23 protein-coding genes are annotated in these 26,538 nt (G+C 74.6%); 17 read left to right on the top strand and 6 right to left on the bottom strand.

The features are described 5' to 3' along the window. Positions 1 to 106: 106 nt before the first annotated feature. Positions 107 to 1,066: a lytic polysaccharide monooxygenase auxiliary activity family 9 protein gene (locus JQX11_RS24430; RefSeq protein WP_204927292.1), complete on the top strand. Its 960-nt coding sequence runs from the start codon at positions 107 to 109 to the stop codon at positions 1,064 to 1,066. Between the two features lie 154 nt (positions 1,067 to 1,220). Here the strand turns inward: JQX11_RS24430 and mgrA are convergent, their stop codons facing one another. Beyond that, positions 1,221 to 2,210, bottom strand: a complete 990-nt coding sequence (gene mgrA, locus JQX11_RS24425; RefSeq protein ID WP_204927291.1) for an L-glyceraldehyde 3-phosphate reductase — start codon at positions 2,208 to 2,210, stop codon at positions 1,221 to 1,223. 100 nt (positions 2,211 to 2,310) lie between these two features. On the opposite strand from mgrA, the gene JQX11_RS24420 reads away from it, so the two are divergent. From JQX11_RS24420 to JQX11_RS24405, 4 genes are all read left to right on the top strand, one after another. After that, positions 2,311 to 3,279 carry an aldo/keto reductase gene (locus JQX11_RS24420; protein WP_204927290.1) on the top strand — a complete coding sequence of 323 codons (969 nt, stop codon included), beginning with the start codon at positions 2,311 to 2,313 and terminating at the stop codon, positions 3,277 to 3,279. Between the two features lie 68 nt (positions 3,280 to 3,347). Then, on the top strand, positions 3,348 to 4,847 hold the full coding sequence (locus tag JQX11_RS24415) for a magnesium chelatase ATPase subunit I (RefSeq protein WP_204927289.1): 1,500 nt from the start codon (positions 3,348 to 3,350) through the stop codon (positions 4,845 to 4,847). 2 nt (positions 4,848 to 4,849) lie between these two features. Beyond that, entirely contained in the window at positions 4,850 to 6,805 is a 1,956-nt protein-coding gene (locus JQX11_RS24410; RefSeq protein WP_204927288.1) for a VWA domain-containing protein, read from the top strand. Between the two features lie 91 nt (positions 6,806 to 6,896). Next, complete coding sequence (locus JQX11_RS24405; RefSeq protein ID WP_204927287.1) at positions 6,897 to 7,364, top strand: hypothetical protein; 468 nt, start codon at positions 6,897 to 6,899, stop codon at positions 7,362 to 7,364. Here the strand turns inward: JQX11_RS24405 and JQX11_RS24400 are convergent. Further along, positions 7,329 to 8,360 carry a GlxA family transcriptional regulator gene (locus tag JQX11_RS24400; protein WP_232378470.1) on the bottom strand — a complete coding sequence of 344 codons (1,032 nt, stop codon included), beginning with the start codon at positions 8,358 to 8,360 and terminating at the stop codon, positions 7,329 to 7,331. The two genes, JQX11_RS24405 and JQX11_RS24400, sit on opposite strands and share 36 nt — an antisense overlap. A gap of 70 nt (positions 8,361 to 8,430) precedes the next feature. Here JQX11_RS24400 and JQX11_RS24395 point away from each other — a divergent pair, with 70 nt between their 5' ends. Continuing rightward, complete coding sequence (locus JQX11_RS24395; protein ID WP_307826341.1) at positions 8,431 to 9,729, top strand: MFS transporter; 1,299 nt, start codon at positions 8,431 to 8,433, stop codon at positions 9,727 to 9,729. Between the two features lie 34 nt (positions 9,730 to 9,763). Here the strand turns inward: JQX11_RS24395 and JQX11_RS24390 are convergent, their stop codons facing one another. Then, a complete protein-coding gene (locus JQX11_RS24390; protein ID WP_204927284.1) occupies positions 9,764 to 10,483 on the bottom strand; it encodes an RICIN domain-containing protein in 720 nt (239 codons plus the stop codon). 58 nt (positions 10,484 to 10,541) lie between these two features. Beyond that, positions 10,542 to 10,826 carry a DUF427 domain-containing protein gene (locus JQX11_RS24385; protein WP_204927283.1) on the bottom strand — a complete coding sequence of 95 codons (285 nt, stop codon included), beginning with the start codon at positions 10,824 to 10,826 and terminating at the stop codon, positions 10,542 to 10,544. 191 nt (positions 10,827 to 11,017) lie between these two features. On the opposite strand from JQX11_RS24385, the gene JQX11_RS24380 reads away from it, so the two are divergent. The 11 genes from JQX11_RS24380 (at position 11,018) to JQX11_RS24330 (ending at position 23,114) form a co-directional block, all read left to right on the top strand. Further along, positions 11,018 to 12,400: an FAD-binding oxidoreductase gene (locus JQX11_RS24380; protein ID WP_204927282.1), complete on the top strand. Its 1,383-nt coding sequence runs from the start codon at positions 11,018 to 11,020 to the stop codon at positions 12,398 to 12,400. Beyond that, positions 12,397 to 13,734 (top strand): class I SAM-dependent methyltransferase, encoded by a 1,338-nt coding sequence (locus tag JQX11_RS24375; RefSeq protein WP_204927281.1) that lies wholly within the window; start codon positions 12,397 to 12,399, stop codon positions 13,732 to 13,734. The genes JQX11_RS24380 and JQX11_RS24375 overlap by 4 nt, the downstream gene beginning before the upstream one ends. Before the next feature lie 97 nt (positions 13,735 to 13,831). Continuing rightward, positions 13,832 to 14,392, top strand: coding sequence for a winged helix-turn-helix domain-containing protein (locus JQX11_RS24370; protein ID WP_204927280.1), 561 nt, complete (start codon positions 13,832 to 13,834; stop codon positions 14,390 to 14,392). After that, on the top strand, positions 14,385 to 15,248 hold the full coding sequence (locus tag JQX11_RS24365; protein WP_204927279.1) for an SRPBCC family protein: 864 nt from the start codon (positions 14,385 to 14,387) through the stop codon (positions 15,246 to 15,248). Before JQX11_RS24370 ends, JQX11_RS24365 begins: the two co-directional genes overlap by 8 nt. A gap of 181 nt (positions 15,249 to 15,429) precedes the next feature. Further along, positions 15,430 to 15,663, top strand: coding sequence for a zinc-ribbon domain-containing protein (locus tag JQX11_RS24360; RefSeq protein ID WP_204927278.1), 234 nt, complete (start codon positions 15,430 to 15,432; stop codon positions 15,661 to 15,663). A gap of 252 nt (positions 15,664 to 15,915) precedes the next feature. Continuing rightward, positions 15,916 to 17,004: a hypothetical protein gene (locus tag JQX11_RS24355; RefSeq protein ID WP_204927277.1), complete on the top strand. Its 1,089-nt coding sequence runs from the start codon at positions 15,916 to 15,918 to the stop codon at positions 17,002 to 17,004. After that, positions 17,001 to 18,497, top strand: coding sequence for a hypothetical protein (locus tag JQX11_RS24350; RefSeq protein ID WP_204927276.1), 1,497 nt, complete (start codon positions 17,001 to 17,003; stop codon positions 18,495 to 18,497). Before JQX11_RS24355 ends, JQX11_RS24350 begins: the two co-directional genes overlap by 4 nt. A gap of 116 nt (positions 18,498 to 18,613) precedes the next feature. Then, entirely contained in the window at positions 18,614 to 20,887 is a 2,274-nt protein-coding gene (locus JQX11_RS24345) for a putative bifunctional diguanylate cyclase/phosphodiesterase (protein ID WP_307826340.1), read from the top strand. Positions 20,888 to 21,006: 119 nt separating this feature from the next. Then, entirely contained in the window at positions 21,007 to 21,765 is a 759-nt protein-coding gene (locus JQX11_RS24340; RefSeq protein WP_204927275.1) for a MerR family transcriptional regulator, read from the top strand. A gap of 25 nt (positions 21,766 to 21,790) precedes the next feature. Continuing rightward, the gene (locus tag JQX11_RS24335) at positions 21,791 to 22,111 is read left to right on the top strand and encodes a putative quinol monooxygenase (protein ID WP_204927274.1); all 321 of its coding nucleotides are present in this window, start codon (positions 21,791 to 21,793) and stop codon (positions 22,109 to 22,111) included. 223 nt (positions 22,112 to 22,334) lie between these two features. Next, a complete protein-coding gene (locus JQX11_RS24330) occupies positions 22,335 to 23,114 on the top strand; it encodes a hypothetical protein (protein WP_204927273.1) in 780 nt (259 codons plus the stop codon). Between the two features lie 175 nt (positions 23,115 to 23,289). On the opposite strand, the gene JQX11_RS24325 is transcribed toward JQX11_RS24330, so the two are convergent. Together JQX11_RS24325 and JQX11_RS24320 are read right to left on the bottom strand one after the other, a co-directional pair. Continuing rightward, on the bottom strand, positions 23,290 to 24,846 hold the full coding sequence (locus JQX11_RS24325) for a GntT/GntP/DsdX family permease (protein WP_204927341.1): 1,557 nt from the start codon (positions 24,844 to 24,846) through the stop codon (positions 23,290 to 23,292). Positions 24,847 to 24,894: 48 nt separating this feature from the next. Beyond that, positions 24,895 to 26,448 (bottom strand): gluconokinase, encoded by a 1,554-nt coding sequence (locus JQX11_RS24320; RefSeq protein ID WP_307826339.1) that lies wholly within the window; start codon positions 26,446 to 26,448, stop codon positions 24,895 to 24,897. Positions 26,449 to 26,538 lie beyond the last annotated feature (90 nt).

Raw genomic sequence — 26,538 nt, 5'->3', positions numbered from 1 at the left:
AAGTGCGGTCACTGTAGAGGCAACCGGCCCTCCGCCGCCGGCCCGCACGCCGTACCGTCGAACCTTTGCCCGCCCGCGTCCGTACCAAGGGCGGGAGGTCGACCAGATGACCGTACGCGCAACGTTCGCCGCCCTCGCGGTCGTGGCGGTGACCGTGCTGCTCGACGCGGCCCCTGCCGCCGCGCACGGCGCACCGACCAGCCCGTTGAGCCGCTCGGCGGCCTGCGGCCCGGAGGGGCCGCACGTCTCGACGCCCGCCTGCCTGGCGGCGGTGTCGGCCGGCGCGGCGGTGCGCGAGTGGGACAACATCCGGGTGTACGGCGTCAACGGCCGCGACCGGCAGCGCATCCCGGACGGCGAGCTGTGCAGCGGCGGGCTGTCGGCCTACCGGGGGCTGGACCTGGCCCGGGCGGACTGGCCGGCGACCGAGCTGACCGCCGGCGCGAGGTACACGTTCCGTTACCGGGGCACCATCCCGCACAAGGGGACCTTCCGGCTCTACACCACCCGCTCCGGGTACGACCCGCGAACCCCGCTGCGCTGGTCCGATCTCGACACGATCCCGTTCCTGTCGGTGACCGACCCGCCGTTGCGGGACGGGTCGTACCAGATCCCGGGGCGGCTGCCCGCCGGGTTGACCGGGCGGCACCTGATCTACACGGTGTGGCAGAACTCCGACACCCCGGACACCTACTATTCCTGCTCCGACGTGCTGTTCCGCCCGGCGGAAGGCGTGCTGGCGGCTACCCCGGTCGACCCCGCCCCGGCCGCCGCCGACCCGACCGACGGCACGACGGCCGACGCTGGCCCGGATCCGGCCGTCCCCGCCGGGGCGACTCCGGTCGGTGACGGGTCCGCCGGCCCGGCCGAGGAGGCGGGCGTACCGGTGGCGTCGGTGACCCAGGTCGGCGGCGGCAGCCTCCGACTGGTGGTGGGCGCGGCGGTGGTGGTGACCGTGCTGCTGGTGGCGCTGGTGGCGACCTGGCTGCGCCGCCCGGCACCCGTCCCGCCCGGCCGCCCCTGCGGCGTCCGCAACCACCGGGCCGGCCGCCGCCGCGTCTGGTGACTCCCGGCGGGCCGACCCGCCCAGCAAGATCAACCTTGCGGCACGACCAACGCAATGTCGGCCCAACGGCGGCATCACCCGACCCGGAAGCCCCCACTCCGACCCAACAGCCCTGACCCGCCGGCCCGGCCGGGCCCGGGACGGGCGGGGCCGGTCAGGGGAGGAGGCGGTCGATCTCGGTCAGGTCGTCGGGGGTGAGGTCGGGGTGGGCCAGGGCGGCGACGTTGCCCTCCAACTGGGCCACGCTGCTCGCCCCGATGATCAGGCTGGTCATCCGGGGGTCGCGCAACGCCCAGGCCAGGGCGAGCTGGGCCAGCGTCCGTCCCCGCCGCGCGGCGATGCCGGCGAGGCCCCGGACGGTGGCGAGCTTCTCGTCGGTCACGTCGCTCTCGTCGAGGAAGACGCTGGTGCGGACCCGGGAGTCGGCGGGGATGCCGTCGAGGTAACGGTCGGTGAGCAGCCCCTGGGCCAGCGGGCTGTACGCGATGCAGCCCGCCCCGACCTCGGCGAGCGTGTCGAGCAGCCCGTCGTCCTCGGTCCACCGGTTGACCATCGAGTACGACGGCTGGTTGATCAGCAGCGGGGTACCCAGGTCACGCAGGATCTCGGCGGCCCGCCGGGTCTGCTCCGAGTCGTAGTTGGAGACGCCGACGTAGAGCGCCCGGCCGGACCGGACGATGGCGTCCAGCGCCCCCATCGTCTCCTCCAGCGGGGTGTCCGGGTCGAAGCGGTGGGAGTAGAAGATGTCGACGTGGTCCAGCCCCATCCGGCGCAGCGACTGGTCCAGCGAGGAGATCAGGTACTTGCGGGAACCCCACTCACCGTACGGGCCGGGCCACATCAGGTAGCCGGCCTTGCTGGACACCACCAGCTCGTCCCGGTACGGCTTCAGGTCGGTGGCGAGCAGCCGGCCGAACGCCTCCTCCGCCGCGCCGGGCGGCGGGCCGTAGTTGTTGGCCAGGTCGAAGTGGGTGATGCCGAGGTCGAACGCGCGGCGGACGATGTCCCGCTGCCTGTCGAACGGCCGGTCGGGCCCGAAGTTGTGCCACAACCCGAGCGAGAGGGCGGGCAGTCGCAGGCCGCTGCGCCCACTGCGGCGGTAGGTCATCCGGTCGTAGCGGTCGGCCGCGGCGAGGTAGGTCACGCCCCCGACCCTAACCCGGCCCCGACCTGCGGCGGCGGGCACCGTCGGTGGGCCTGGCGGGACCCGCCCGGCGGGCCTGCCGCCGGGGTAGCTTCGAGCCATGCGCTACGTCCCGCTCGACACCCCCCGTCCCATTTCCAAGATCGGCCTGGGGACCTGGCAGTTCGGGTCCACCGAGTGGGGCTACGGGCCCGACTACGCGCAGCGGGCGGCGCAGATCGTCAGACGGGCCCTCGACCTCGGGGTGACCCTCTTCGACACCGCCGAGCTGTACGGCTTCGGCCGCAGCGAACGCATCCTCGGTGCGGCGCTTGACGGCGACCGGGACCGGGCCGTGGTGGCCAGCAAGATCTTCCCGCTGCTGCCGGTCGCCCCGGTGGTGCAGCAGCGGGCGGTCGCCTCGGCGGCCCGGCTCGGCGTCGGCTGCATCGACCTCTACCAGGTGCACCAGGCCAACCCGGTGGTGGCCGACACGCACACCATGCGTGGCATGCGCGCCCTGCAGGACGTCGGCCTGGTCGGCGAGGTCGGGGTCAGCAACTATCCGCTGCGCCGGTGGCGGTTCGCCGAGGCCGCGCTGGGCCGGCGGGTGCTGAGCAACCAGGTCCGTTACAGCATGGTCGACCGTGGTCCCGAGGAGGACCTGATCCCGTACGCGGAGCAGGCCGGGCGGATCGTCATCGCGTACAGCCCGCTCGCCCAGGGCTTCCTCTCCGGCCGGTACGACGCGTCGCACCCGCCGACCGGGGCGGTGCGCCGGGCCAACCCGTACTTCCTGCCGGAGAACCTGGCCCGGGGCGGTGCGCTGATCGACACCCTGCGGGAGGTGGCCGACGCGCACGACGCCACGCCCAGTCAGATCGCCCTGGCGTACCTGCTGCGTCACCCGAACGTGGTGGCCATCCCGGGTGCGTCCGGCGTCGAGCAGGTGGAACGCAACGCCGCCGCCGCCGAGATCGACCTGCCCGCCGACGAGTACGCCGCGCTGGCCGCCGCCGCCCGGCGGTTCCGGCCGGTCACCGGCCTGGCCGCGCTGCCGAAGCTGATCCGGGCCCGCCTCGGCCGGTGAGGTGTCGGTCCGGGGCCGGTCGGGGTCGGTTCCGGTGCCGAGGGCGGCGCGGCCGGGACCGCGCTAGCGTGGGTCGGGTGACTGCGCCCAACCAGGCTCTCCCGGTCCCGCCCGCCGACCTGCCGGGCACCCTCGGCGCACTGCGCGCCGCCGGACACCGGTACCAGACCGTCAAGCAGGAACTCCGCCACAACCTCCTGGCCCGGATGCGCTCCGGCGAGGACCGTTTCCCCGGCATCGTCGGCTACGACGACAGCGTGCTGCCCGAGGTCGAGCGGGCGCTGCTCGCCGGCCACGACATGGTGCTGCTCGGCGAACGCGGCCAGGGCAAGACCCGACTCATCCGCTCGCTGGTGGCGCTGCTCGACGAGTGGACCCCGGTGCTGCCCGGCTCGGTGCTCAACGAGCACCCCCTGCACCCGCTCACCCCGGCCTCCCGCGCGCTGGTCGCCGAGTCCGGCGACGACCTGCCGGTCGGCTGGCTGCACCGCTCGATGCGCTACGGCGAGAAGCTGGCCACCCCGGACACCAGCGTCGGTGACCTGATCGGTGACGTCGACCCGATCCGGCTGGCCCAGGGGCGTACCCTCGGCGACCCGGAGACCATCCACTTCGGGCTGGTGCCGCGCACCAACCGGGGGATCTTCGCCGTCAACGAGCTGCCCGACCTGGCCGAACGCATCCAGGTGGCGCTGCTCAACGTGCTGGAGGAGCGGGACATCCAGGTCCGCGGCTACCAGCTCCGCCTGCCATTGGACCTGTTCCTGGTGGCCAGCGCCAACCCGGAGGACTACACCAACCGGGGGCGGATCATCACCCCGCTCAAGGACCGGTTCGGCGCGGAGGTCCGCACCCACTACCCGGTCGACCTGGAGCTGGAGCTGGCGCTGATCAGGCAGGAGGCCGACCTGGTCGCCGAGGTGCCGGAGCACGTGCTGGAGGTGCTGGCCCGGTTCGCCCGGGCGGTGCGCGAGTCGTCGTCGGTGGACCCGCGCTCCGGCGTCTCCGCCCGGTTCGCCATCGCCGCCGCCGAGACCGTCGCCGCCGCCGCGTTGCGCCGCGCCGGCCTGCTCGCCGGGCCCGCCGGCGCCCGGACCGGGCCGTCCACCGGCACCGCGCCGGCCGACGCCACGGCACGGCCCGAGGCGCCGGTCGCCCGGGTCGGCGACGCGGTGTCGGTGACCTCGACGTTGCGCGGCAAGGTCGAGTTCGAGAGCGGGGAGGAGGGGCGGGAGACCGAGATCCTGGCCCACCTGCTGCGCACCGCCACCGCCGAGACGTTCCGGGCCCGGCTGGCCGGACTGGACCTCTCCGGGTTCACCGCGCTGGTCGCCGAGGGGGCGGTGATCGAGACCGGTGAGCTGGTCGCCTCGGCGGAACTGCTGCGCCAGGTCGGCACCGTGCCGGGGCTGGCCAAGGCGCTGGACCGGCTGGGGCTGGGCGACGCGCCCACCCCGGAGCAGGCCGCCGCCGGGGTCGAGTTCGTGCTGGAGGGGCTGCACCTGACCCGCCGGCTCGGCAAGGACGTCACCGAGTCCGGTCGTACCGTCTACGGCGGTCGGAGCTGAGCATGGCCGGCAACCGGTTCCGGTACGGCCAGTGGCAGGGCGGCCCCGACCCGCTCGCCCCGCCGTACGACGTGCGTGCCGCCGTGGACTCCGTCGGCGCGGAGGTGCTGGCCGGCGGAAGTCTGCGGGAGGCGCTGCGCGACCTGCTGCGCCGGGGCCCGAACAACCGGGGCGGCCTGGACGACCTGGCCGCCCGTGCCCGCCGGCTGCGGCGGGAGGCGCTGCGCCGGGGCGACCTGGACGGCGCGGTGACCCGGTCCCGGGCGCTGCTCGACCAGGCCCTCGCGGCGGAACGGGACGCGCTGCGCGGGCGCACCGACGACGACGCCCGGTTCGCCGAGACGGTGCTGGACAACCTGCCCCGCTCCACCGCCCGCGCGGTGCAGGAGCTTTCCGGTTACCGGTGGACCAGCGACGAGGCCCGGCAGGCGTACCAGCGGATTCTCGACGGGCTGCGCGGCGAGGTGCTGGAGCAGCGGTTCGCCGGGCTGCGGGACGCGGCGCGGGCCGCAGGTGACCCGGCCGTGCAGGCGCAGCTCGCCGAGATGATGCGGGACCTCAACGACCTGCTGGCCCGGCACGCCCGCGCGGAGGACACCACCGACGCGTTCGCCGAGTTCATGCGCCGGCACGGCGAGTTCTTCCCGGAGCAGCCGCGCACCGTCGACGAGCTGGTCGACGTGCTGGCCCGGCGGGCGGCGGCGGGGGAGCGGCTGATGCGGTCGCTGTCCGACCGGCAGCGCGAGGAGCTGGCCGGGCTGATGCGGCAGTCGCTCGGTGACCGGCTCGCCGGTGAGTTGTCCGCGCTCGACGACCATCTGCGTGCGCTGCGCCCCGACCTGAACTGGCAGCGCGGCGAGCGGGTCCGGGGTGACCAGCCGCTCGGCTACGGCGAGGCCACCGGCGCGCTGGACGAGATCGCCGAGCTGGACGAGCTGCTCGACTCCCTCGACCAGGAGCACCCGGGGGCCACCCTGGACGACGTGGACGTCGACGCGGTCGCCCGGACGCTGGGCCGCGACGCCGCCGACGACGTACGCCGGTTGCGGGAGCTGGAGCGGGAGCTGCGCCGGCAGGGCTGGGTGAGCCGGGACGCCGACGGGTTGACGCTCAGCCCGAAGGCGCTGCGTCGACTCGCCGGCACCGCGCTGCGCCGGGTCTTCGCCGACCTCACCGCCGGCCCGCGCGGCCAGCACGACCTGCGTACGGCCGGGGCGGCCGGCGAGGTCAGCGGGGCGTCCCGGCAGTGGGAGTACGGCGACGAGCAGCCCCTGGACGTGGTGCGCACGCTCACCCGGGCGGTGCGTCGGGCCGGCCCCACCGTGCCGCTGCAACTCGCCGTCGAGGACTTCGAGGTGGTGGAGACGGAACGGCGGGCGTCGGCGGCGGTGGCCCTCTGCGTGGACCTGTCGTACTCGATGGTGTCGCAGGGGCGGTGGGGGCCGATGAAGCAGACGGCGCTGGCGCTGTCGCACCTGATGGCGACCCGGTTCCCGCAGGACGCGTTGCAGATCGTGGGGTTCGGCCTGGAGGCGGTGCCGTTGACCCAGCAGGAGCTGGCGGCGGTGGAGCCGGACATGCGGCAGGGCACCAACCTCCAGCACGCGCTGCGGCTGGCCGGCCGGCACCTGCGCCGGCATCCGGGGGCCGAGCCGGTGGTGCTGGTGGTCACCGACGGCGAGCCGACCGCCCACCTCGACCCGGACGACGGTGAGGCGTACTTCCACTGGCCGTCGCTGCCGGAGACGGTCGAGGCGACCATCCACGAGGTGGACCGGCTGGCCCGGGCCGGGGTCACGCTCAACCTCTTCCTGCTCGGTGAGGACCCGGGCCTGCGCCGGTTCATGGACGCGGTGGCCCGCCGTTCCCGGGGCCGCCTGTTCACTCCCGACCTGGGTGACCTGGGCGAGTACGTGGTCTCCGACTACCTCCGTTCCCGCCGCAGCTCCGGGCGCTGACCGCGCCCGGTCCGTGGGGGCGGGCCGTCCGTCCGGGGGACCCGGGCGGCAACCGTCCACCCGACCCGGCGGTACGGGGTTGACTGGGGGTGTGGAGCTGCGTGCGGTCTACCGGAGCCTGCTCGCCGAGGTCGAGGCGGGCGGGTTCCGGCCGGCCCCGCCGGGCGGGTGGGACGCGGAGCGGATCGTGGCGCACCTGGTCGCCAACGACGAGTTGATGAGCGAGGCGACCGAGGCGGTGCTGGCCGGGGCGCCGTTCGCCTACTACGACCTGACCGGGGTGCACCGGCCCGAGTTGGACGCCCTGGTCGCCGAGTGTGGCGGGCTGCCCGGCCTGGCCACCCTGCTGCGGGCCACCAGCGGCCGGCTCTGCGGCCTGGTGGACCGGCTCGGCCCGGCCGCCGACACCCCGGTCGAGACGCACCTGCGGGAGGGTTTCGACCTGGTCGTCGACGAGCCGCTGCCGTGGTCGCGCACCCTCGACCTGCACGCCCGGGTGCACCTGCCCCGGCACCTGGCACAGCTACGGATGCTCCGCGACCAGCCGCAGCCCGCCTGACTCCGCCCCGGACGTTCCGGCGGTCGGGGTACGGCGGAAGGTGCGCCGGTAGGCCGAGGGGGAGACGCCGATCCGGGTGTTCAGGTGTTGGCGCAGGGCGGCGGTGGTGCCGAAGCCCGCCCGCCGGGCCACCTGGTCGATGGCCAGGTCGGTGGTCTCCAGGAGCAGCCGGGCGTGGTCGGTGCGCTGCTGGAGCAGCCACTGCGCCGGGCTCAGCCCGGTCTCGGAGCGGAAGTGCCTGGTGAAGGTACGCACGCTCATCCGGGCGTGGGCGGCCAACTCCCGCAGGGCGACCGGTTCGTGCAGCCGCTGCCGGGCCCACTCGCGGGTGGCCGCGGTGCCGCTGGCCGGGGTGCGCGGTACGGGCCGTTCGATGTACTGGGCCTGGCCGCCGTCGCGCCAGGGTGGCACCACGCACCGTCGGGCCGCCCGGTTGGCCACCTCGCTGCCGTGGTCGCCGCGCACGACGTGCAGGCACAGGTCGATGCCGGCGGCCACCCCGGCCGAGGTGAGCACCCGGCCGGAGTCGATGAACAGCACGTCCGGGTCGAGGTCGACCTGCGGGTACAGCCGGCGGAACCGGTCGGCGTGCGCCCAGTGGGTGGTGGCCCGGTGCCCGTCGAGCAGACCGGCGGCGGCCAGCGCGAACGCGCCCGTGCAGATCGACATGATCCGTGCGCCCCGGTGGTGGGCGTCGCGCAGCGCGCCGGAGACCGCCGGGTCGATCGTGCCGTCGGTCATCGGTGGGCCGGCGTGCAGGCCGGGCACGACCACCGTGTCCACGGTGGCCATCAGGTCGAGCCCGTGGTCGGGGAGGACCCGGAAGCCGGCGGAGCTGCGGACCGGGCGGCCGCCCGGGGTGCAGGTGTCGACGGTGTAGAGCGGGAGTCGGTCGGCGGTGCGGGCGGCCCCGAAGACCTGGGCCGGGGTGCCCAGGTCGAGGCCGACCACGCCGTCGAGGGCGAGCACGCCGATCCGGTGCGGCCTGATGGTCATGGCCCGATTATTGCGCACCATGGCTTTCCGGCCACTCGTCGCCCGCCGGAGCATGTCCGAGACTCGGAGCGTGACCCGAGCCCGTCGTCTCCACCCGGCCTGGACCGTGGCCGCCGTCGCCTTCGTCGCGCTGGTCGGCGCGGCCGGCTTCCGCGCCACCCCGTCGGTGCTGCTGCACCCGCTGCACGCCGAGTTCCGCTGGCCGCTGGCCACCATCTCCGCCGCCGTCTCGGTCAACCTGCTGCTCTACGGCCTGACCGCACCGTTCGCCGCCGCCCTCATGGACCGCTTCGGCATCCGCCGGGTGGTGGCCGGCGCGCTGGCGCTGGTGGCGCTCGGCAGCGGCCTGACCGTCTTCATGACGGCGAGCTGGCAACTCATCCTCTGCTGGGGCGTCCTGGTCGGGCTGGGCACCGGGTCGATGGCGCTGGCGTTCGTCGCCACCGTCACCGGGCGCTGGTTCGTCCACCGCCGGGGGCTGGTCACCGGGGTGCTCACCGCCGGTGGGGCCGCCGGCCAACTGGTCTTCCTGCCGCTGCTCGCGGTGCTGGTCCGCGACCACGGCTGGCGCGCGGCGGCGCTGGTGGTGGCCGGGGCGGCGCTCGCGGTCGTCCCGCTGGTGGCCCGGTGGCTGCGGGAGCACCCGGCGGATCTCGGCCTGCCCGCCTACGGCGCGACCGGGGTGACGCCCCGGCCGCCGGCGGCCGGCGGGGCCGCCGCGCGGGCGGTGGCCGCGTTCACCGCCGCCGCCCGGACCCGCCCGTTCTGGCTGCTCGCGGGGGGATTCGCGATCTGCGGGGCGACCACCAACGGTCTGGTCGGCACCCACTTCGTGCCGGCCGCCCACGACCACGGCATGCCGCAGACCACGGCGGCGGGCCTGCTCGCCCTGGTCGGGCTCTTCGACATCGTCGGCGTCATCGCCTCGGGCTGGCTCACCGACCGGATGGACAGCCGGCTGCTGCTGGCCGGCTACTACGGGCTGCGCGGGCTGTCGCTGTTGCTGCTGCCCGCCCTGTTCACCGGGGGCACCGGGCCGAGCATGCTGGTCTTCGTCGTCTTCTACGGTCTGGACTGGGTGGCGACCGTGCCGCCGACGGTGGCGCTGTGCCGGGAGTACTTCGGCGACTCGGCGGCGGTGGTCTTCGGTTGGGTGTTCGCCGCGCACCAGTTCGGGGCGGCGTTCGCGGCGACCGCCGCCGGCCTGGTCCGCGACCGGCTCGGTGACTACGCGCCGGCCTGGTACGCGGCCGGGGCACTGTCCATCGGCGCCGGGCTGCTGTCGCTGCTGCTGCGCCGCCGTCGCGCGGCGCAGGTGCCGGTCCTGACGCCGGCCCGGCCCGCCGGGGCCTGGAGCTACCGGGGCTGACCGGCGCGGGTCGGCCCCCGCCTGCCGGACGTGCTCAGCCGAGGGTCCACTGCTGGCCGGCGGCGGCGGTGCAGGTGGCCTGCACCAGGTCGTCGCCGGGGGCCGTGCCGTCGTCGCGGACCTGCGCGCACTTGCCCGACCCGACGCCGACCAGCAGGACCGGACCGGTGCCGACCGGGGTCACCCGCCACTGCTGGTTGGCCTGCCCGTGACAGCCGAACTGCTGGAGCCGGGCGCCGTCGTCGCTGCTGCCGCTGTCGACGTCGAGGCACTGGCCGTGCCCGGCGTTGGTGAGCGTCACCAGATCGGGCGCGACCGGGTTGGCGACCCACTGCTGCTCCGCGCCGCCGGTGCAGACGGCCAGTTCGGCGGTGGCCGTCTCGCCCGCGCCGTCGGTGCCGACGCAGAGGCCGGAGGTGACCGCCCGCAACACGACCGGCCCGGTGACCGTGGCCGGGGTGGTGGGCGGCGGGGTCGGGCTGGGCGGCGGCGTGGTCGCGGCCGGCGGGCTGGTCGTCGGGGCCGCCGGGGTCGGGGCGGCCGGGGTCGGCGCGGCGGCGGCCGGCACCACCGGCGGCGGGGAGCCGCCACCGCCGAGCACGCCGGTGGCGAAGAAGACCCCCAGCAGTACGCCCGCCAGGCCGGCGGCCAGCGCGAACCGCATCAGCGGATCACCGGGCAGCCCGGGGCGGGCCGCCCGACGGGCCCCGTACACGGTGCCGGAAGGATCGTGGTGGGGATCGGGGACGGCCATGCCAGCATGGTGACCCACCGGGCGGGCCGACGGCCAGTCGGCCCGCGGGCCGGCGGGATCAGTCGACGACCCGGACGTCCTTCCAGAACGCCACCCGGTCGCGGATCTGCTCCGCCTCGGGCTTCGGGTCCGGGTAGTACCAGACGGCGTCGGGGCTCGTGCGCTCACCGTCGGTGAGGGAGTAGTAGGAGGCGGTGCCCTTCCAGGGGCAGACCGTCTGCGTCGCCGACTCGGTGATCAGGTCGTCGCGCAGGGTGCTTCGGGGGAAGTAGTGGTTGCCCTCCACCAGGACGGTGTCGTCGCTCTCGGCCACGACCTGGTCGTTCCACACGGCTTTCGGCATGTCACCACGCTACGCCCCCGGTGGGCCCCGGTCGCGGGCCCCTCGTGGACCGTCCCTTCCGCCGGTGCCGGACGGGACGGCCGACCCCGCTGACCAGCCCGGCGAGGGCACCACGTCGGAGGTTGCCGGCTGATCCGAAACGGTCAGCGGTGCGGTCCCCCGGAACGGCGCTTCGCGCGTAAGGTGATCTCATGCGCGCGCTGCGTGATCATGAGCTGGCGGTGGACGCGTTGCGACGGTCGTACGCCGCCGTGCCCCCCGGGCATCCCGTACGCCTGGCCAAACGCACCTCCAACCTGTTCCGGCCCCGATCGGCCACCGGCAGCCCCGGGCTCGACGTCAGCGGTCTGGACGGTGTCCTGTCGGTCGACCCGGTGGCCCGCACCGCCGACGTGCAGGGCATGTGCACCTATGAGGACCTGGTCGACGCGACCCTCCCGCACGGGCTGATGCCGTTGGTCGTGCCGCAGTTGCGCACGATCACCCTGGGTGGCGCGGTCACCGGGCTGGGCATCGAGTCGACGTCGTTCCGCAACGGGCTCCCGCACGAGTCGGTCATCGAGCTGGACGTCCTCACCGGCGCGGGGGAGATCGTCACCGCCCGCCCGGACGGTCCGGACGCCGAGCTGTTCGCCGCCTTCCCCAACTCGCTGGGCAGCCTCGGGTACGCCACCCGGCTGCGCATCGAACTCCAACCGGTCGGGCGGGCGGTGGCCCTGCGCAACGTCCGGTTCACCCGGCTGGAGGAGCTGACCGCCGCCGTCGCCGACGTGGTCGCCAAGGGCGAGTGGGAGGGTCGGCCGGTCGACGCGATGGACGGCGTCATGTTCAGCCCCGGCGAGTCCTACCTGGTGCTCGGCTCGTTCACCGACGAGCCCGAGCGACCCAGCGACTACACCGGCCAGGACATCTACTACCGCTCGCTGCGCCGCCGGCTGCTTGACACCCTCAGCGGCCACGACTACCTGTGGCGGTGGGACACCGACTGGTTCTGGTGTTCGGCCGCGTTCGGGGTGCAGCACCCGGTGGTACGCCGGCTCTGGCCGGCCCGCTGGCGGCGCAGCGACGTCTACCACCGGCTGGTCCGGCTGGAACACCGTCACCAGGTGGCCGCCCGGGTGGACCGGTGGCGTGGCCGGCCGGCCCGGGAACGCGTCGTGCAGGACGTCGAGATCCCGCTGGACGGCACGGCCGACTTCCTGCGCTGGTTCGACCGGAACGTGGGGATGACCCCGGTGTGGCTGTGCCCGTTGCGGCTGCGCGAGCCCGACGGCCCCGGCTCCGCCCGCGCCTGGCCGTTGTATCCGCTACGCCCCGGCCAGACGTACGTCAACATCGGCTTCTGGGGCAGTGTGCCGATCGCGGAGGGCGCCGCGGACGGCGAGGTGAACCGCTCCATCGAGCGGATGGTGTCGGAGTTCGGCGGACACAAGTCGCTCTACTCCGACGCGTACTACGACCGGGCGGCCTTCGACCGGCTCTACGGCGGGGAGACCTGGCGTGCCGTGAAGGACCGCTACGACCCGGACCATCGGCTCACCGGACTCTACGAGAAGGCGGTTGCACGAGAATGAGCCTGACCGACCGAGAACAGGGGGCGGCGAGCGCCCCGGCCAGCCCGCCGGCGGGGGGTCGGCGGGCACCGACCGTCGCCGACGTCGTCCGCGCGGTCACCACGCGGGACCTGCCGGTCCGCATCACCGGCTACGACGGCAGCGCGATCGGCCCGGCCGACGCCGGGATCACCCTCGACATCCGTTCCGAGCGAGGGCTGTCCTACCTGCTCACCGCCCCGGGCGACCTGGGCATGGCCCGGGCCTACGTCAGCGGCGACCTCGGGCTCGGCGGGGTGCACCCCGGTGACCCGTACGAGGCCCTGCGGGTGCTCCAGGACCTGCGGCTGCGTATCCCCTCGCTGGCCGAGGGGCTGGCCCTGGTGCGCGGGCTCGGCTGGGAGCGGCTGCGGCCCCCGCCGGCCCCGCCGCAGGAGGCGCTGCCCCGCTGGCGGCGGGTGATGGGCGGGCTCCGGCACTCCCGCAGCCGGGACAGCACCGCCATCTCGCACCACTACGACGTGTCCAACGCCTTCTACGAGAAGGTGCTCGGCGACTCGATGACGTACACCTGCGCGGTCTACCACAGCCCGACCGACACCCTGGAGCAGGCCCAGTCGGCCAAGTACGACCTGGTCGCCGGCAAGCTGGCGCTCAAGCCGGGGATGCGCCTGCTCGACGTGGGCTGCGGCTGGGGCGGCATGGTCCGGCACGCGGCCCGCGAGTACGGCGTCACGGCGCTCGGCGTGACCCTGTCCCGGGAGCAGGCGCAGTGGGCCCAGGAGGCCATCGCCCGGGAGGGGCTGACCGGGCTGGCCGAGGTGCGTCACCTCGACTACCGCGACGCGCCCCGCGAGCAGTTCGACGCGATCTCCTCGATCGGGCTGACCGAGCACATCGGGGTACGCAACTATCCGGCCTACTTCCGGGCGCTGCGGGAGCGGCTGCGTCCCGGCGGCCGGCTGCTCAACCACTGCATCACCCGGGCCGACAACCGGGCCCCGCACCGCTCCGGCGCGTTCATCGACCGGTACGTCTTTCCCGACGGTGAGCTGGCCGGTCCGGGCCGCCTGATCAGCGAGGTGCACGACGCCGGGTTCGAGGTGCACCACGAGGAGAACCTGCGGCAGCACTACGCGTCGACGCTCGCCGCCTGGTGCCGCAACCTCGTGGCGAACTGGGACTTCTGCGTCGACGAGGTGGGCCGGGGCACCGCCCGGGTCTGGGGCCTCTACATGGCCGGGTCGCGGTTGGCCTTCGAACGCAACGGCATCCAACTGCACCAGGTGCTGGCCACCCGCAACGGTCCGGACGGCGTGAACGGCTACCCGCTACGCCCGAACTGGACGCCCTGACCCGTCGTACGGCTGCTGACGAAGCCGCGCCATCCCGGCGCGGCTTTCGTCGATCCAATTGACAAGCAGATTTTTTACGTACAGGATGATTTTTGCGATGAGAGACGTCCTGTACCTGGAGCAGATCGAGCAGGCCGAGACCCTGCTCAAGCCGCAGCGCGTGGACGTGCTGCGGCAGTTGGCCGAGCCGCGCACCTGCACCGAGGTGGCGGCCCGGCTGGCGCAGACCCCGCAGCGGGTCTACTACCACGTCAAGCAACTCGCCGCCGCCGGCCTGGTCGAGCAGGTGTCCAGCCGGAAGGTGCGCGGCATCAGCGAGGGCATCTGGCAGGCCGTCGCCCGGTCGTACTGGCTCTCGCCCCGGCTGGTCGGCCGGATCGGCGGCGTCCGCCGGGTGTCCGACGAGTTGAGCCTGGGTCACCTGCTCGACCTGATGGAGGAGGTCCAGGCCGACGTCGCCGCGCTCGACCGGGGCGCGCCGGAGCTGCCCTCGATCGGGGTCTCCGGTGAGATCCGGGTGCCGGCCGAGCGCCGGCAGGAGTTCCTGCACGACCTGCAATCGACGTTGCAGGACCTGTTCACCCGCTACGGCGGCGTCGAGGGGGACGCCTTCAAGCTCGCCGTGGCCTGCTATCCCAAGGGAGAAGACCGTGACTGAACCACTCACGCTGGGTGCCCGGCTCGCCGCGCCGGTCGAGGCCGTCTGGCGGGCGCTCACCGACCCGGCCGAGCTGCGCGTCTGGCTCACCGAGCACGCCGAGGTCGAGCTGCCCGGCCGGTACGAGTTCTGGGGTCGGCACACGCCCGACGGCGACGCCCCCCACCAGCGGGTGCTGCACGCCGACCCGTACACGCTGCGCTTCGGCTGGCTGCTCGACGGGGTGGAGACGACCAGCGAGCTGCGCCTGACGTCGGAGGGGCCGGACACCACGCTGCTGACCCTCAGCCAGACCCACTTCAACTTCGCCGAGGCGCTGGACGGCAGCAGCATCCGAGGCGTGCTGCAAACCTGGTGGTCGCTGTCGATCGCCAACCTCGCCGCGCACCTGGAGGGTCGCCCGCTGCTGCCGAAGACCGACTTCACCTCCACCGATCTGCGCGGCGAGCTGACCATCGCCGCACCGATCGACCGCGTCTGGACGTCACTGACCGACTCGGAGCAGGCCAGCGCCTGGTTCGGCTACCCGATCGGGATCGAGCCCTGGGTCGGCGGCCGGTATGCCATGGGCGGCTTCGACGCCGGGCCTGCGGCGAAGGTGGTCGACCTGGAGCCCGGCCGGAGGATGTCGGTAGACTGGGGGCCGGTCGGGGTCACCACCTGGGAGCTGGCCGAATCCGGCGGGAAGACGAAGCTGACCTTCGTGCAGAGCGGGTTCGCCGAGGGCAACCCGCCGTACGCGATGTGGTGCGGGTCGGTGGCCGGCATGTTCGAGCTGTGCCGGTTCCACGAGATGGCCGACTGGCAGCCGATCTGGGTCGCCGAGGAGATCCACACCGGCGCTCCCGCCGCCTGACGGGTCCCGCCCCGGGAATCTCCAGGGGCAGGACCATGCGTCGCCGGCCCTGTCCCCACGTCAGGTCCGCGCCGGCCCGGTCGTCGGGCCGGCCGGTCGAGCAGCCGTGACCAGGTGCGGGGCGCCGCCGGAAATCCCGGTTCGGTGGTTCCCCGCGTGCCGGGCTGGGTACTGCGAGGCGATGTTCCTCATCTTCGGACTCCGTACCAGGGTCACCCGGTCGGGGGTGGTGACCGCCGTCTGCCGGCACTGCGGCAACCAGGCCGCACAGGTGATCAGCCGCCGGTCGACGAAGTTCACCCTGTTCTTCGTCCCGCTGATCCCGATCCGAACAAAGTACGTGCAGCAGTGCTCGTTCTGTGGCGTCGAGTCCGTCGTCGACGCCGACGAGGCCCGTCGCCTCCCGGTCGGCTGACCGTGGCCCGCTTCCTCTGCTGGCTGATCGGCCGCCCGCCAGGTCCGCCGACCGCGCCGGTGCACACCGCCTCCCGCCCGCCCTGCACCCCCGGTCGTCGCCCGTCGCGCCGCCGCCGGCGGCCGACCGCCGGTGCCCGTTCCCCCCGTTCGCCCTGGAACCGGTCCGCCGGCCGCTGACCCGGCCGCCCCGCACCCGCAGCGGGCGTCGGCTGCCGGCCGGGGTCGGTCGGGGCGGCTATCGTGGCCTGTCGTGACGAGCACCGCGCAACGCCTGGCCGCGATCCGGGGCGATGTGCCCCCGAAACGGCACAACGCCCGGACCATCGCCGCGCTCACCGGAAACCCCGGCTGCGCCCGCCGGGCCGTGCTGGACGGGGCCGGGGTGGACAAGTCGGCGCTCGCGCAGCGGGTCGGCTTCCCCGCCCGGTTCGGCCAGTCCCGGTTCGCCATCACCCGGGGCAACGCGTTCGAGGCGCAGGTCAAGGCCGACGGTGGGGCGGAGCTGCTGCGGCTGGTCGCGCAGCGGTTGGGCGTACCGGTGCCGCAGCGGGCGAGCTGGACGGACCTGGGTGGCGCGGACGACCTGCCCGACCGGCGGGAACGTTCGCGGGCCGCGCTGACCGCCACCGGGCCGGACGCGGCGCTGTTCGACCATCCGCTGCTCGGCCTGGACGTGGCCGGTCAGCGGGTGCACCTGGAACCGGATCTGGTCGCCGCCCGGCTCGGCGGCCGGTTCCACGTCGTGGAGATCAAGTCGTTCCCGGTGATCGACGGGCAGGCCGACCCGGCGAAGGTGTCCGCCGCCGCCGTCCAGTCCGCCGTCTACGTGCTGGCGTTGCGCGACCTGCTCGCCGCCGAGGGGCGGGACCCGGAGTCGGTGTCGCACGACGTGGTGCTGGTCTGCCCGCGTGACTTCGCCAACCAGCCGATGGCCAGCCTGATCGACGTCCGCAAGCAACTGCTGGTGCTGCGCCGCCAACTGGACCGGATGGCCCGGCTGGACGACCTGCTCACCGCCGTGCCGGCCGGGTTCACCGTCGACCCGGCCGTCGACCCGGTGACGCTGACCGCCGCGCTGCACACCGTGCCGGCCCGGTACGCGCCGGACTGCCTGGCCGGCTGCGAGCTGGCGTACTTCTGCCGCGACGAGGCGCGCGGGCAGACCGGGGCGCTGGGCCGGCCGGTGCGGGAGGCCCTGGGCGGCATCGCCGAGGTGGCCGAGGTGCTGGCCCTGGCGGCCGGCAGGCCGGCCGTCGACCCGGAGCGGGAGGAGGCAGCCGCGCTGCTGCGCTCCGCCGCCCGGCTGCGCGCCGACGCCCTCGCCGGCCACCGGTCATGAGTACGCTGCGCGCGCTGGCAAAGGCGCAGGCGCTCGCCGCGGGGGTGGCCCAGCCGGTCGCCACCGTCCGGCACCTGCACCTGGCGCAGCGCCCGCTGGTGCTGGTGCCGCTGGCGATGGCCGGTGAGGCGCACGCCCCGCTCGCCGCGCTGGTCGGCACCGACCCGGCCGACGCCCGGCTGCTGGTCGTGCCGCAGCCCCGCAACCGGGACCAGCGGTTCCGGTTCGTCACCGAGCTGGCCGCGACCGTGCTGCCCTGGCTCGACGGCTTCCGGGGTGTCTCGGAGGCGGTGGCCGTGGACCGGGGCCGCGACGTCCGCTACCGGTACGCCGACGCCCCGCAACTGTGGGTGCCGAACCCGGCCGGGATCACCTTCCTGCGGCTGCTGGGCCGCTCCACCCGGTTCCGCCGCCCCGACGGGGAGTATCCGGTGCACCCGGCCGTCCCGCTGCTCGGCCGCTGGCTGACGTTCTTCGCCGAGCGGGCCGAGCAGCCCGGCTCGTCGGCGCTGCTGGCGATGACCGACGCGCTCACCCTGCACTGGGCGACCGGGCAGAGCGCGGTGGAGGACCAGCACCTGCCGGCGCTGCTCGGTTGGATCGACCCGCCGGCCGGCTCGACCGGGGCCGAGGCCGCCGCGCGGGCCGAGGACCCGGCGGTGTGCCCGCCGGCCGGCCCGGCCACCGACCCGGAGTTCGACAACGTGGCGCTCGCCCCGGTAATGGCGGCCTGGGCGGCGGCCGACGACGACCCGGCCGCCCGCGACGAGGCGTACGCGGAGCTGGTGCGGTTGCTGCGCGGGCAGCTCGCGCCCACCTGGGAGCTGATGTGGCGCGGCCTGGGGCTGCTCGACGGGCTGCCGCCCGGTGCCCGGGTGGCGGCCCGCTGGGCCGGTGACCGGGACGCCTTCACCGGTTACGCCGAGCACCTCGACGCCGACGGCGGGCCGCAACCCCGGCACGACGGCGCGGTCGCGGCGGCGATCCGGCTGCACCGGCTGGAACGTGCCGCGACCAGCTACGCCGTGCAGCGCGCCTATGACGACCCGCTGGTGATGGCCGAGCACCGGCTGGCCGGGGAGGCGTTCGTCGCCGACGTGACCCTGGCCGACCCGGGGCGGGTGGACGACAGCGGCAAGCGGCCGGTGCTGCGGCCGAGGATCCAGGTGGTGACCACCGAACCGGTGCGGATGCCGGTCGGGGCGACCCTGTGGTCGACGGCACGGCCGGCCCAGAAGGCGACGGTGGTCTTCGTGACCCCGGCGGCGGACGGCCGTACCGAGGTGGTGCTGGAGCTGTCGGGCGGGATGGGACGGGGGCTGACCGCGCCGCCGGGCAGCGTGCCGCAGGTGGGGGAGCGGCTCTGCCTGACCACCCTGTCGGAGGCGTACCTGCCCGCCGGGACGTTCCCCACGGCCGAGGAGACACCGTGGACGCACGGGGGACCGCCGACCTACGAACTGCCCGGGGCGCTGTCCTCAGTGGTCGGATAGCCGACCCGGTGAGTGTGGCGGTGACCCGCCCGGCTGGCTAGGCTTCGATGGTTCGCCGTCCGTGATCCGTCCGCACGGTCGAGGTGCGCGTTGGAGAGAGAGCCGGAGCGATCACCGTGCTACCCCAGGACGCCGTCTCCGGCGCGCCGACCCGACCGCTGACCCTCCCCCGGGCGGGTGCGGTCGTCGCCGCGGTGGCCGTCGTGCTGGAGTTGGCCTGGCTGCTCGCCGCGCTGCCCAGGGCGGCCCTGGTCAGTGACGTCACCGCCACCGCCGTGGCGAGCTGGGCCAGCTACGCCTGCGTCCGCACGATGCGCCGGCACCCCGCCCCGCTGCGCCGGTTCTGGGCGCTGCTCGCGCTCACCATGGGGCTGGCCGCCGCCGGCCGGCTGCTGTGGACGGTGGACCGGCTGCGCGCCGACGAGCTGCCGCACACCCCGCTGATCGGGGCGGTCTTCACCGCCGGCATCGTCACCGGCACGGCCGCGCTGCTGACCTCGCTGACCGCGCCACGCAGCGCGGTGGGCCGGGCCCGCACCGTGCTGGACGGGGTGATCGTCGGGCTGGCCCTGATCCCGATCGGCTGGGTGGTGGTGTTCCGCGACGTCGCCGCCGCCGACCTCGACGATCCGCTGCGCACCCTCGGCCTGCTCTACCCGATGATCGACCTGATGCAGCTGACCATCCTGGTGGCGGTGGCCGGCCCGGCCCGCTCGGTGTGGCCGCCGCTGACCCTGATCGGGGCGAGCCTGGTCACCCGGGCCGGCGCGGACGCGGTCTACGTCTCGCTGGTCGCGCACGGCAGCTACACCCCCGGGCATCCGATCGACGTCTGCTGGCCGCTGAGCTACCTGCTGATCGGCATCGCCACCACCCGGCCACCGCCGCCCACCTGCGACGGCGCCGAGGAGATCGGCGAGTCCCCGCTCCCGTCCTGGTGGCGGGTGGCGCTGCCGTACCTGCCGGTCGGCGGGGCGATCATCGCGGTGGTGCTGGCCCGCCGCCCCACCGGGCAGACCCCGCCGCTGGTCTTCGGCGGCATGATGGCGCTGCTCGGGGTGCTCGCCCTGCGGCAGGGGCTGGCCGCCAACGAGAACCTGCGGCTGGTGGCCCGGCTGCGACGGCTCGCCTACACCGACCAGCTCACCGGCCTGCCGAACCGGCTGATGTTCAACCGGCAGCTCCGCCGGGCGCTGCGCGAGGGGCCGCCGGTGGCCGTGCTGCTCCTCGACCTGGACGGCTTCAAGCAGGTCAACGACCGGTTCGGGCACGCCACCGGCGACACCCTGCTGACCAGCATCGCGCTGCGGATGCGGGCCGCCGTCGGCGACGACGGCACCGTCGCCCGGCTCGGCGGGGACGAGTTCGCCGTGCTGGTCGCCGGGGACCGGACGGTCGTGCCGGAACGACTCGCCGAACGGCTGCTCGCCGCCCTGCAACCGTCGGCGGGCGAGGAGGACGTCGGCGTCCACCCGTCGGCCAGCATCGGCATCGCCGAGTTCGGCCCGCAGCACGCCTCCCACACCGACGTGCTGCGCGACGCCGACATCGCGATGTACGCGGCGAAGGCCGCCGGGAAGTCCGCGTACCGCACCTGCACCCCGGCGCTGCGGGAGTCGGCGGTGACCCGGGCCGAGCTGATCGCCGACCTGCGGCGGGCCGTCGACGAGCGGCAACTGCACCTGGAGTACCAGCCGATCGTCGACCTCGCCACCGGCGTGGTCCGCAGCGCGGAGGCGCTGGTGCGTTGGCGGCACCCCCGGCTCGGACTGCTCGCCCCGGCGGCGTTCCTGCCGCTGGCCGAGGAGACCGGGCTGATCGTGCCGATCGACAGGTGGGTGATCCACGAGGCGTGCCGGGCCGCCGCGACCTGGCGGGCCCGGGTGCCCGAGGCGACCGTGGCGGTCAACATCGCCGCCGCGCACCTGCGCCGCCCCGACCTGATCGCCACCGTCACGGCGGCCACCGCCTCGGCCGGCCTGGCCCCCCGCGCGCTCACCCTGGAACTGACCGAGTCGGCGTTGATCGACGGCAGCGAGGCGGTGCTGGAACGGCTCGCCCAGCTTCGTGAGCTGGGTCTCCGCATCGCCATCGACGACTTCGGCACCGGCTACTCGTCGTTGAGCTACCTGCACCGCATCCCCGCCACCGAACTCAAGATCGACCGGTCGTTCGTGGCCCGGCTGGACACCGACGCGCGGGCGTACGCCACGGTGGAAATGGTCACCCGGCTGGCCGGGGCGTTCGACCTGGCGGTGGTGGCCGAGGGGGTGGAGACCGAGGGGCAGCACGCGGCGGTCACCGCGATCGGCTGCGTCCACGGCCAGGGCTACCGGTACGGCCGTCCCGGCGGCCTGTCCGCCCTGCACGCCCCCGCCGCCCCCCGCTGACACTCCGGCCGCCCGCCGACCCGGGAGTCGTGCCGGCCCGGTCGGGTCCACCGGCGCAGAATCGGGCTTGACCCTCACGTCGCGGCAGGCCGGAGCCTTGGTGCCGAAGGGAGGAAACCATGGCGTACACGGTGGGTCAGGTGGCGAAGGCGGCCCGGGTGACGGTCCGGACGCTGCACCACTACGACGATATCGGGCTGCTCTCGCCGGGCGGCCGGACGCCGGCCGGCTACCGCCGCTACGACGACGCGGACCTGGAGCGGTTGCAGCACATCCGCTTCTACCGGGAGCTGGGGTTTCCGCTGGAGGAGATCGCGGTGATCCTCGACGACCCGGATGCCGACCCGGCGGCGCACCTGCGCCGGCAGCACGACCTGCTGAGCGGGCGGATCGGGAAGCTCCAGGAGATGGTCGCCGCGATCGAGATCGCGATGGAGGCGAGACGGATGGAGATCAACCTGACCCCGGAGGAACGGTTCGAGGTCTTCGGTGACGTCGATCCGGAGGAGCACGCCGAGGAGGCGCGGCAGCGCTGGGGCGACACCGAGGCGTACCGGGTGTCGACCCGGCGGGCGGCGAACTACTCGAAGGAGGACTGGCTGCGCATCAAGGGGGAGCAGGAGGACTGGGGCCGGCGGATCGTGGCGGCGCTGACCGCCGGGACGCCCGCCGACTCGGCGGAGGTGATGGCGCTGGCCGAGGAACACCGGCAGCTCATCGTCCGCTGGTTCTACGACTGCTCGTACGAGGTGCACACCGGGCTGGCCGACATGTACCTGGCCGATCCCCGGTTCACCGCCTTCTACGAGAAGATCGCGCCGGGGCTGGCGGAGTACCTGGCGGAGGCGATCCACGCCAACGCGATCAGCCGGGCCTGAGCGGTGCCGCCTGCGGTGGGTGAGGATGGGGGTCGTCCCGCCCACCCACCGGAGGTCGCCCGTGTTCATCGTCGCCGGAAGTCTCTACGTCGACCCCGCCGAGCGGGACACCTACCTGGCCTCCTGCGTGGAGGTGGTCCGGCAGGCCCGCTCGGCGCCCGGCTGCGTCGACTTCGCCATCGGCGCCGACCTGGTCGAGCCGGGCCGGATCAACGTCTACGAACGCTGGGAGTCCGACGACGAGCTGCTGGCGTTCCGGGGGTCCGGCCCGGAGCAGGAGCAGGTCGCGGCGATCCGTGGCGCGGAGGTGCACCGCTACCGCATCTCCGCCGTCGAGGCCCCCTGACCGGCCCCGACCTGTCGTCGATGGGCCTGCGGTCGTGGTTCCCCGGCGTCACCGCCGCCGATCGGGTGGCCGGTCGGCGGCGAGCTGGTCGGGGGTGGTCGGGCCGGTCGGTGCGGTCGGGGGTGCCCGGTCGGCGGCCGGGTGCCGGGCTAGGCTGGCGCGACCGCTCTGTCACCAGCGTCGATCGGCTCGGCCGGCGGGCGCGCCACCCGGGGAGACCGCCGTGAAGCACCCGAAGCTGGCCGCCGCCACGGCCGCCCTCGTCGCCCTGGTGACGGCGGCCGGCTGCACCTCGGACGACAGCGGTGCGGGACCGGCACCGACCGCCGGGTCGGCCACGACCGCAGCGGCCCCGACCGAGCCGGCCGCCGTACTGGCCACCGCCGCGCAGCGGGTCGAACAGCAGTCCTACCGGCTGACCCTGGGTGACGGCGCGGGCGGCGGGGACACCACCACCCTGGTCTGGGACCCGAGGGGCCGGCGCGGGCGGGAGACGACGACGCTGGCCGTGGCCAACGGCAAGGTGGTCATCGAGCGGCTCGTCACCGGCACCGACGTCTACGTGAAGGTGACCGCCCCGGACCGGCGGGTGCCGGTCTGGGACGGGCGTACCTGGTGGCACCTGGGCACCGTGGAGGCGGCCGCCGCGAAGCGGACCGGGCTGGACAACACCCGGTTGGCCAGCACCCTCGGCTCGGCCACCGAGGTACGCGCCACCGGCGAACGGGCCTACGCCGGGACCCTGGACCTGCGGCGCAGCACCGAGGTGCTCGGCGAGGGGGTGGGTGGGGTGCTCGGCGAGCGGGCCGCCACGGTGCCGTTCACCGCGACGGTGGACGCGCAGGGGCGGCTGGTCCGCTACCGGATCGAGCTGTCCGGCGAGCCGGGCAAGACCTCGGCGCTCGACCTGACGTACGCGGACTTCGGCCTGCCCGTGTCGGCGGACCAGCCGGAGGCCGGCCTGATCGGCGAGGACCCACCCCGCAACATCCCCGGCGCCTGACCCCCGCCCCGCCCAGGCGGCCCCGCCCCGCCCTGCCCGCCCCTGCCCGCCTGCCCGGCGGGGCTGGCTCGCAATATCGCCACAACTGCGGTATCCGCGCGCTCCGATACCGCTCTTGTGGCGACATTAAGTTGATCAACGGTCGACCCGACCTGCGGGCGCGGGCGGGAGGGCCTCACAGGAGCAGGTCGAGGAGGAGCACGCCGGCGAAGCCGACCACCGAGATGATCGTCTCCAGTACCGACCAGCTCTTGATCGTCTGTCCCACGGTCAGCCCGAAGTACTCCTTGACCAGCCAGAAGCCGGCGTCGTTGACGTGCGAGAAGAACAGCGAACCGCAGCCGACGGCCAGGGCCAGCAGCGCCACCCCGGGACGGTCCAGGGTGGCCGCCAGCGGGGCGACGATGCCGGCGGCGGTGATCGTGGCGACCGTCGCCGAACCGGTGGCGACCCGGATGCCCACGGCGACCAGCCAGCCCAGCAGCAGCGGGGAGAGGTTGGCGTCCTTGGCCGCGTCGGCGACCAGGTCGCCCACCCCGGCGTCCACCAGCACCTGCTTGAAGCCGCCACCGGCGGCGACGATGAGCAGGATGCCGGCGATCGGCGGCAGCGAGCCGCCGAGCACCGAGGAGACCTGGCTGCGGCTGAATCCGGCCTGGTAGCCGAGGGTGAACATGGCGACGATCACCCCGGCCAGCAGCGCCACGATCGGCGCGCCGGCGATGTCGAGGGTCTGCCGGGCGACGGTGCCGTCGGCCAGGGTCAGTTCGCCGACCGCGCGCAGCAGCATCAGCACGACCGGCAGCAGCACGGTGAGCACCGCCGGCCAGAACCTGGGGGTACGCCGGGCCGTCTCGGTGCCGCTGTCGTCGACCGGGGCGCCCGGCCGGCCGGAGCCCGGGTTGACCAGGTCGTCGTCGGTGAGCAGGTCGTCGTCGCCGGCCGGTCCCCGCCCGGCGTCCCGGCCGTCCGACTCCCGGTCGCGGCCGGCGGCGGGGCTGCCCGGCCCGCGCCGGCCACCGCCGGTGGTGGCCGGTTGCCGGGTGGGCAGCAGCGCGGCCGGCGCGGTGGCCGGCACGTAACGGGCGATGAAGTTGCCGAACACCGGGCCGGCGACGATCACGGTGGGGATGGCGATGATCAGGCCCAGCCCGAGGGTGAGCCCCAGGTCGGCGTTGAGCGAGGAGATCGCCACCAGCGGGCCGGGGTGCGGCGGGACGAGGCCGTGCAGCACCGACAGGCCGGCCAGCGCCGGGATGCCGATCTTCATCAGTGGTACGTCGGTGCGCAGCGAGACCAGCAGCACGATCGGCACCAGCAGCACCACGCCGACCTCGAAGAACAGCGGCAGGCCGATCAGTGCGGCGACCCCGGCCATGGCCCAGGGCAGGGCGGTGCCGGAGACCCGTCCGACGACCCGGTTGACGATGCCGTCCGCCCCGCCCGACTCGGCGAGCAGGCCGCCGATCATCGCGCCGAGGGCGATCAGCAGACCCACCCCGCCGACCGTGGAGCCGACCCCGGCGCTGAACGACTCGATCATCGTGTCGGGGGCCATGGCGGCGACCACGCCGAGCACCGCCGCGCCGAGGATCAACGCCAGGAAGGGGTGCACCTTGCCCCAGGCGATGAGCACTACGACCGCGGCGATGCCCAGCAGGGCGGCCACGACCAGTTGGGCGTCACCGGCGCTGGTGGCCGGTTCCGCGGGTGCGGCGAGGAGGGTGAGCACGGCGATCACGACCTTCGGACGGGGTCCGACCCGACGAGGGGCGGGCGGTCACATGGGTGCGGGGGTGGGTGGTGGCTCCGCCGGCAGGCTGGGGGCCAGCCGGCGCAGCGACGCGAAGGTGGGCACCAGCGCGTCGTACAGCTCGGAGTGCAGGGGGAGCAGGGCGGCGTAGGTGGCGGCGGAGGCCGGTTCGGGGCGTACCGTCTCGTCGATGCGGACCAGGTCGGCGGCGACGTCGATGGAGTCGATCAGGCCGAGGGCCTGCATGCCGAGCAGCGCCGCGCCGAAGCTGGAGCCCTCGTGGCCGGCGGGGAACCGTACCGGCATGTCGAGCGCGTCGGCGAGCATCTGCCGCCACAGTGGGCTGCGGGCGAAGCCGCCGCTGGCGCGTACCTCACGGACCTCGTTGCCGGCGGCCCGGACCGACGCCAGGACCAGGGCGAGCTGCTGGCAGACCCCCTCCAGCGCGGCCCGGACGAGATGCTCGCGGCGGTGCCCGTGGGTGAGCCCGACGTACGCCCCGCGCGGTAGCGCGCTCCAGTGCGGCGCGCGCTCGCTGAGCAGGTACGGCAGCATGATCAGCCCGCCGGAGCCGACCGGGGCGGTGGCGGCCAGCGCGAGCAGCTCCTCCTCGCCGTGCTCGCCGAACTCGGGGGCGAGGGTGTCGCCGGCCCACTGGAGCACGATCCCGCCGTTGTTGATCGCCCCGCCGACGACCCACCGGTCCTCGGTGAGCGCATAGCAGAACACCCCGCCGAGCGGGTCGACGGCGGGACGTTCGACGGCCACCCGCATCGCCCCGGAGGTGCCGATGGAGCAGGCGACGACGCCGGGGCGTACGGCCCCGAGGCCCAGGTTGGCCAGCGGACCGTCGCCCGCGCCGACCACGACGGGGGTGTCGGCGGGCAGGCCGGTGGCGATGGCGGCGCGGGCGGTCAGCCCCGGCAGCACGGTGGTGGTGGGCACGAGCCGGGGGAGCTGTTCCTCGGTGATGGCGGCGACGCGCAACGCCTGGGCGTCCCAGGTGAGCTGGTGGATGTCCATGAGGCCGGTGGCCGAGGCGACCGAGTGGTCGGTGACCAGTGTGTCGGTCAGCCGCAGCAGCACGTAGTCCTTGATGCCGACCCAGCGGGCGACCCGCGCGTGCAGCGCCGGCTCCTGCTCGGCGTACCAGAGGATCTTCGACAGTGGGGCCATCGGGTGCACGGGGGTGCCGGTGCGCCGGTGCAGGGCCAGCCCCCACGGGGCGGCGCGCAGCCGTTCGGCCTGGCTGCTGGCCCGGGAGTCGGCCCAGGTCACCGACGGGGTGAGTGGTGCGCCGTCCGGGTCGAGACCGATCAGGCTGTGCATGGCGGTGCTGAACGACAGGCCGGCGATGCCGTCGCCCAGTTCGGTGACGACGGTGCGGATGGTCTCCACCACCGCGTCGAAGATGAGCTGCGGGTCCTGCTCGGCGTAGCCGGGGTGCGGCTCGTCGAGGGGGTAGCCGACGGAGTGGCTGGCGAGTTGGTGGCCGTCGGTGTCGTACGCCACGGTCTTGGTGCTGGTGGTGCCGATGTCGACGCCGAGCACCACGCGGCGGCGCTGGTCCGGACCGGTCACGGGCCCCCCTTCGCATCGGCGGTGCGGGCGTCGCGGCCCGGCTGCGGCTGACGTTACCCACGTCGGCAGCGCCCCGCACGGCGGAGAACC

It is taken from the genome of Micromonospora humida, assembly GCF_016901255.1.
Classification (GTDB): domain Bacteria; phylum Actinomycetota; class Actinomycetes; order Mycobacteriales; family Micromonosporaceae; genus Micromonospora; species Micromonospora wenchangensis.
The sequence above is the reverse complement of the archived record's forward strand: the minus strand, read 5'-3'. Positions and strand labels throughout refer to the sequence as shown.

Excerpts from the sequence above, each read along its gene's own strand:
- JQX11_RS24430 (WP_204927292.1), top strand. The coding sequence starts at position 107 with ATGACCGTACGCGCAACGTTCGCCGCCCTCGCGGTCGTGGCGGTGACC.
- JQX11_RS24420 (WP_204927290.1), top strand. The coding sequence starts at position 2,311 with ATGCGCTACGTCCCGCTCGACACCCCCCGTCCCATTTCCAAGATCGGC.
- JQX11_RS24410 (WP_204927288.1), top strand. The coding sequence starts at position 4,850 with ATGGCCGGCAACCGGTTCCGGTACGGCCAGTGGCAGGGCGGCCCCGAC.
- JQX11_RS24400 (WP_232378470.1), bottom strand. The coding sequence starts at position 8,360 with ATGACCATCAGGCCGCACCGGATCGGCGTGCTCGCCCTCGACGGCGTG.
- JQX11_RS24390 (WP_204927284.1), bottom strand. The coding sequence starts at position 10,483 with ATGGCCGTCCCCGATCCCCACCACGATCCTTCCGGCACCGTGTACGGG.
- JQX11_RS24385 (WP_204927283.1), bottom strand. The coding sequence starts at position 10,826 with ATGCCGAAAGCCGTGTGGAACGACCAGGTCGTGGCCGAGAGCGACGAC.
- JQX11_RS24380 (WP_204927282.1), top strand. The coding sequence starts at position 11,018 with ATGCGCGCGCTGCGTGATCATGAGCTGGCGGTGGACGCGTTGCGACGG.
- JQX11_RS24375 (WP_204927281.1), top strand. The coding sequence starts at position 12,397 with ATGAGCCTGACCGACCGAGAACAGGGGGCGGCGAGCGCCCCGGCCAGC.
- JQX11_RS24370 (WP_204927280.1), top strand. The coding sequence starts at position 13,832 with ATGAGAGACGTCCTGTACCTGGAGCAGATCGAGCAGGCCGAGACCCTG.
- JQX11_RS24360 (WP_204927278.1), top strand. The coding sequence starts at position 15,430 with ATGTTCCTCATCTTCGGACTCCGTACCAGGGTCACCCGGTCGGGGGTG.
- JQX11_RS24350 (WP_204927276.1), top strand. The coding sequence starts at position 17,001 with ATGAGTACGCTGCGCGCGCTGGCAAAGGCGCAGGCGCTCGCCGCGGGG.
- JQX11_RS24340 (WP_204927275.1), top strand. The coding sequence starts at position 21,007 with ATGGCGTACACGGTGGGTCAGGTGGCGAAGGCGGCCCGGGTGACGGTC.
- JQX11_RS24335 (WP_204927274.1), top strand. The coding sequence starts at position 21,791 with ATGGGGGTCGTCCCGCCCACCCACCGGAGGTCGCCCGTGTTCATCGTC.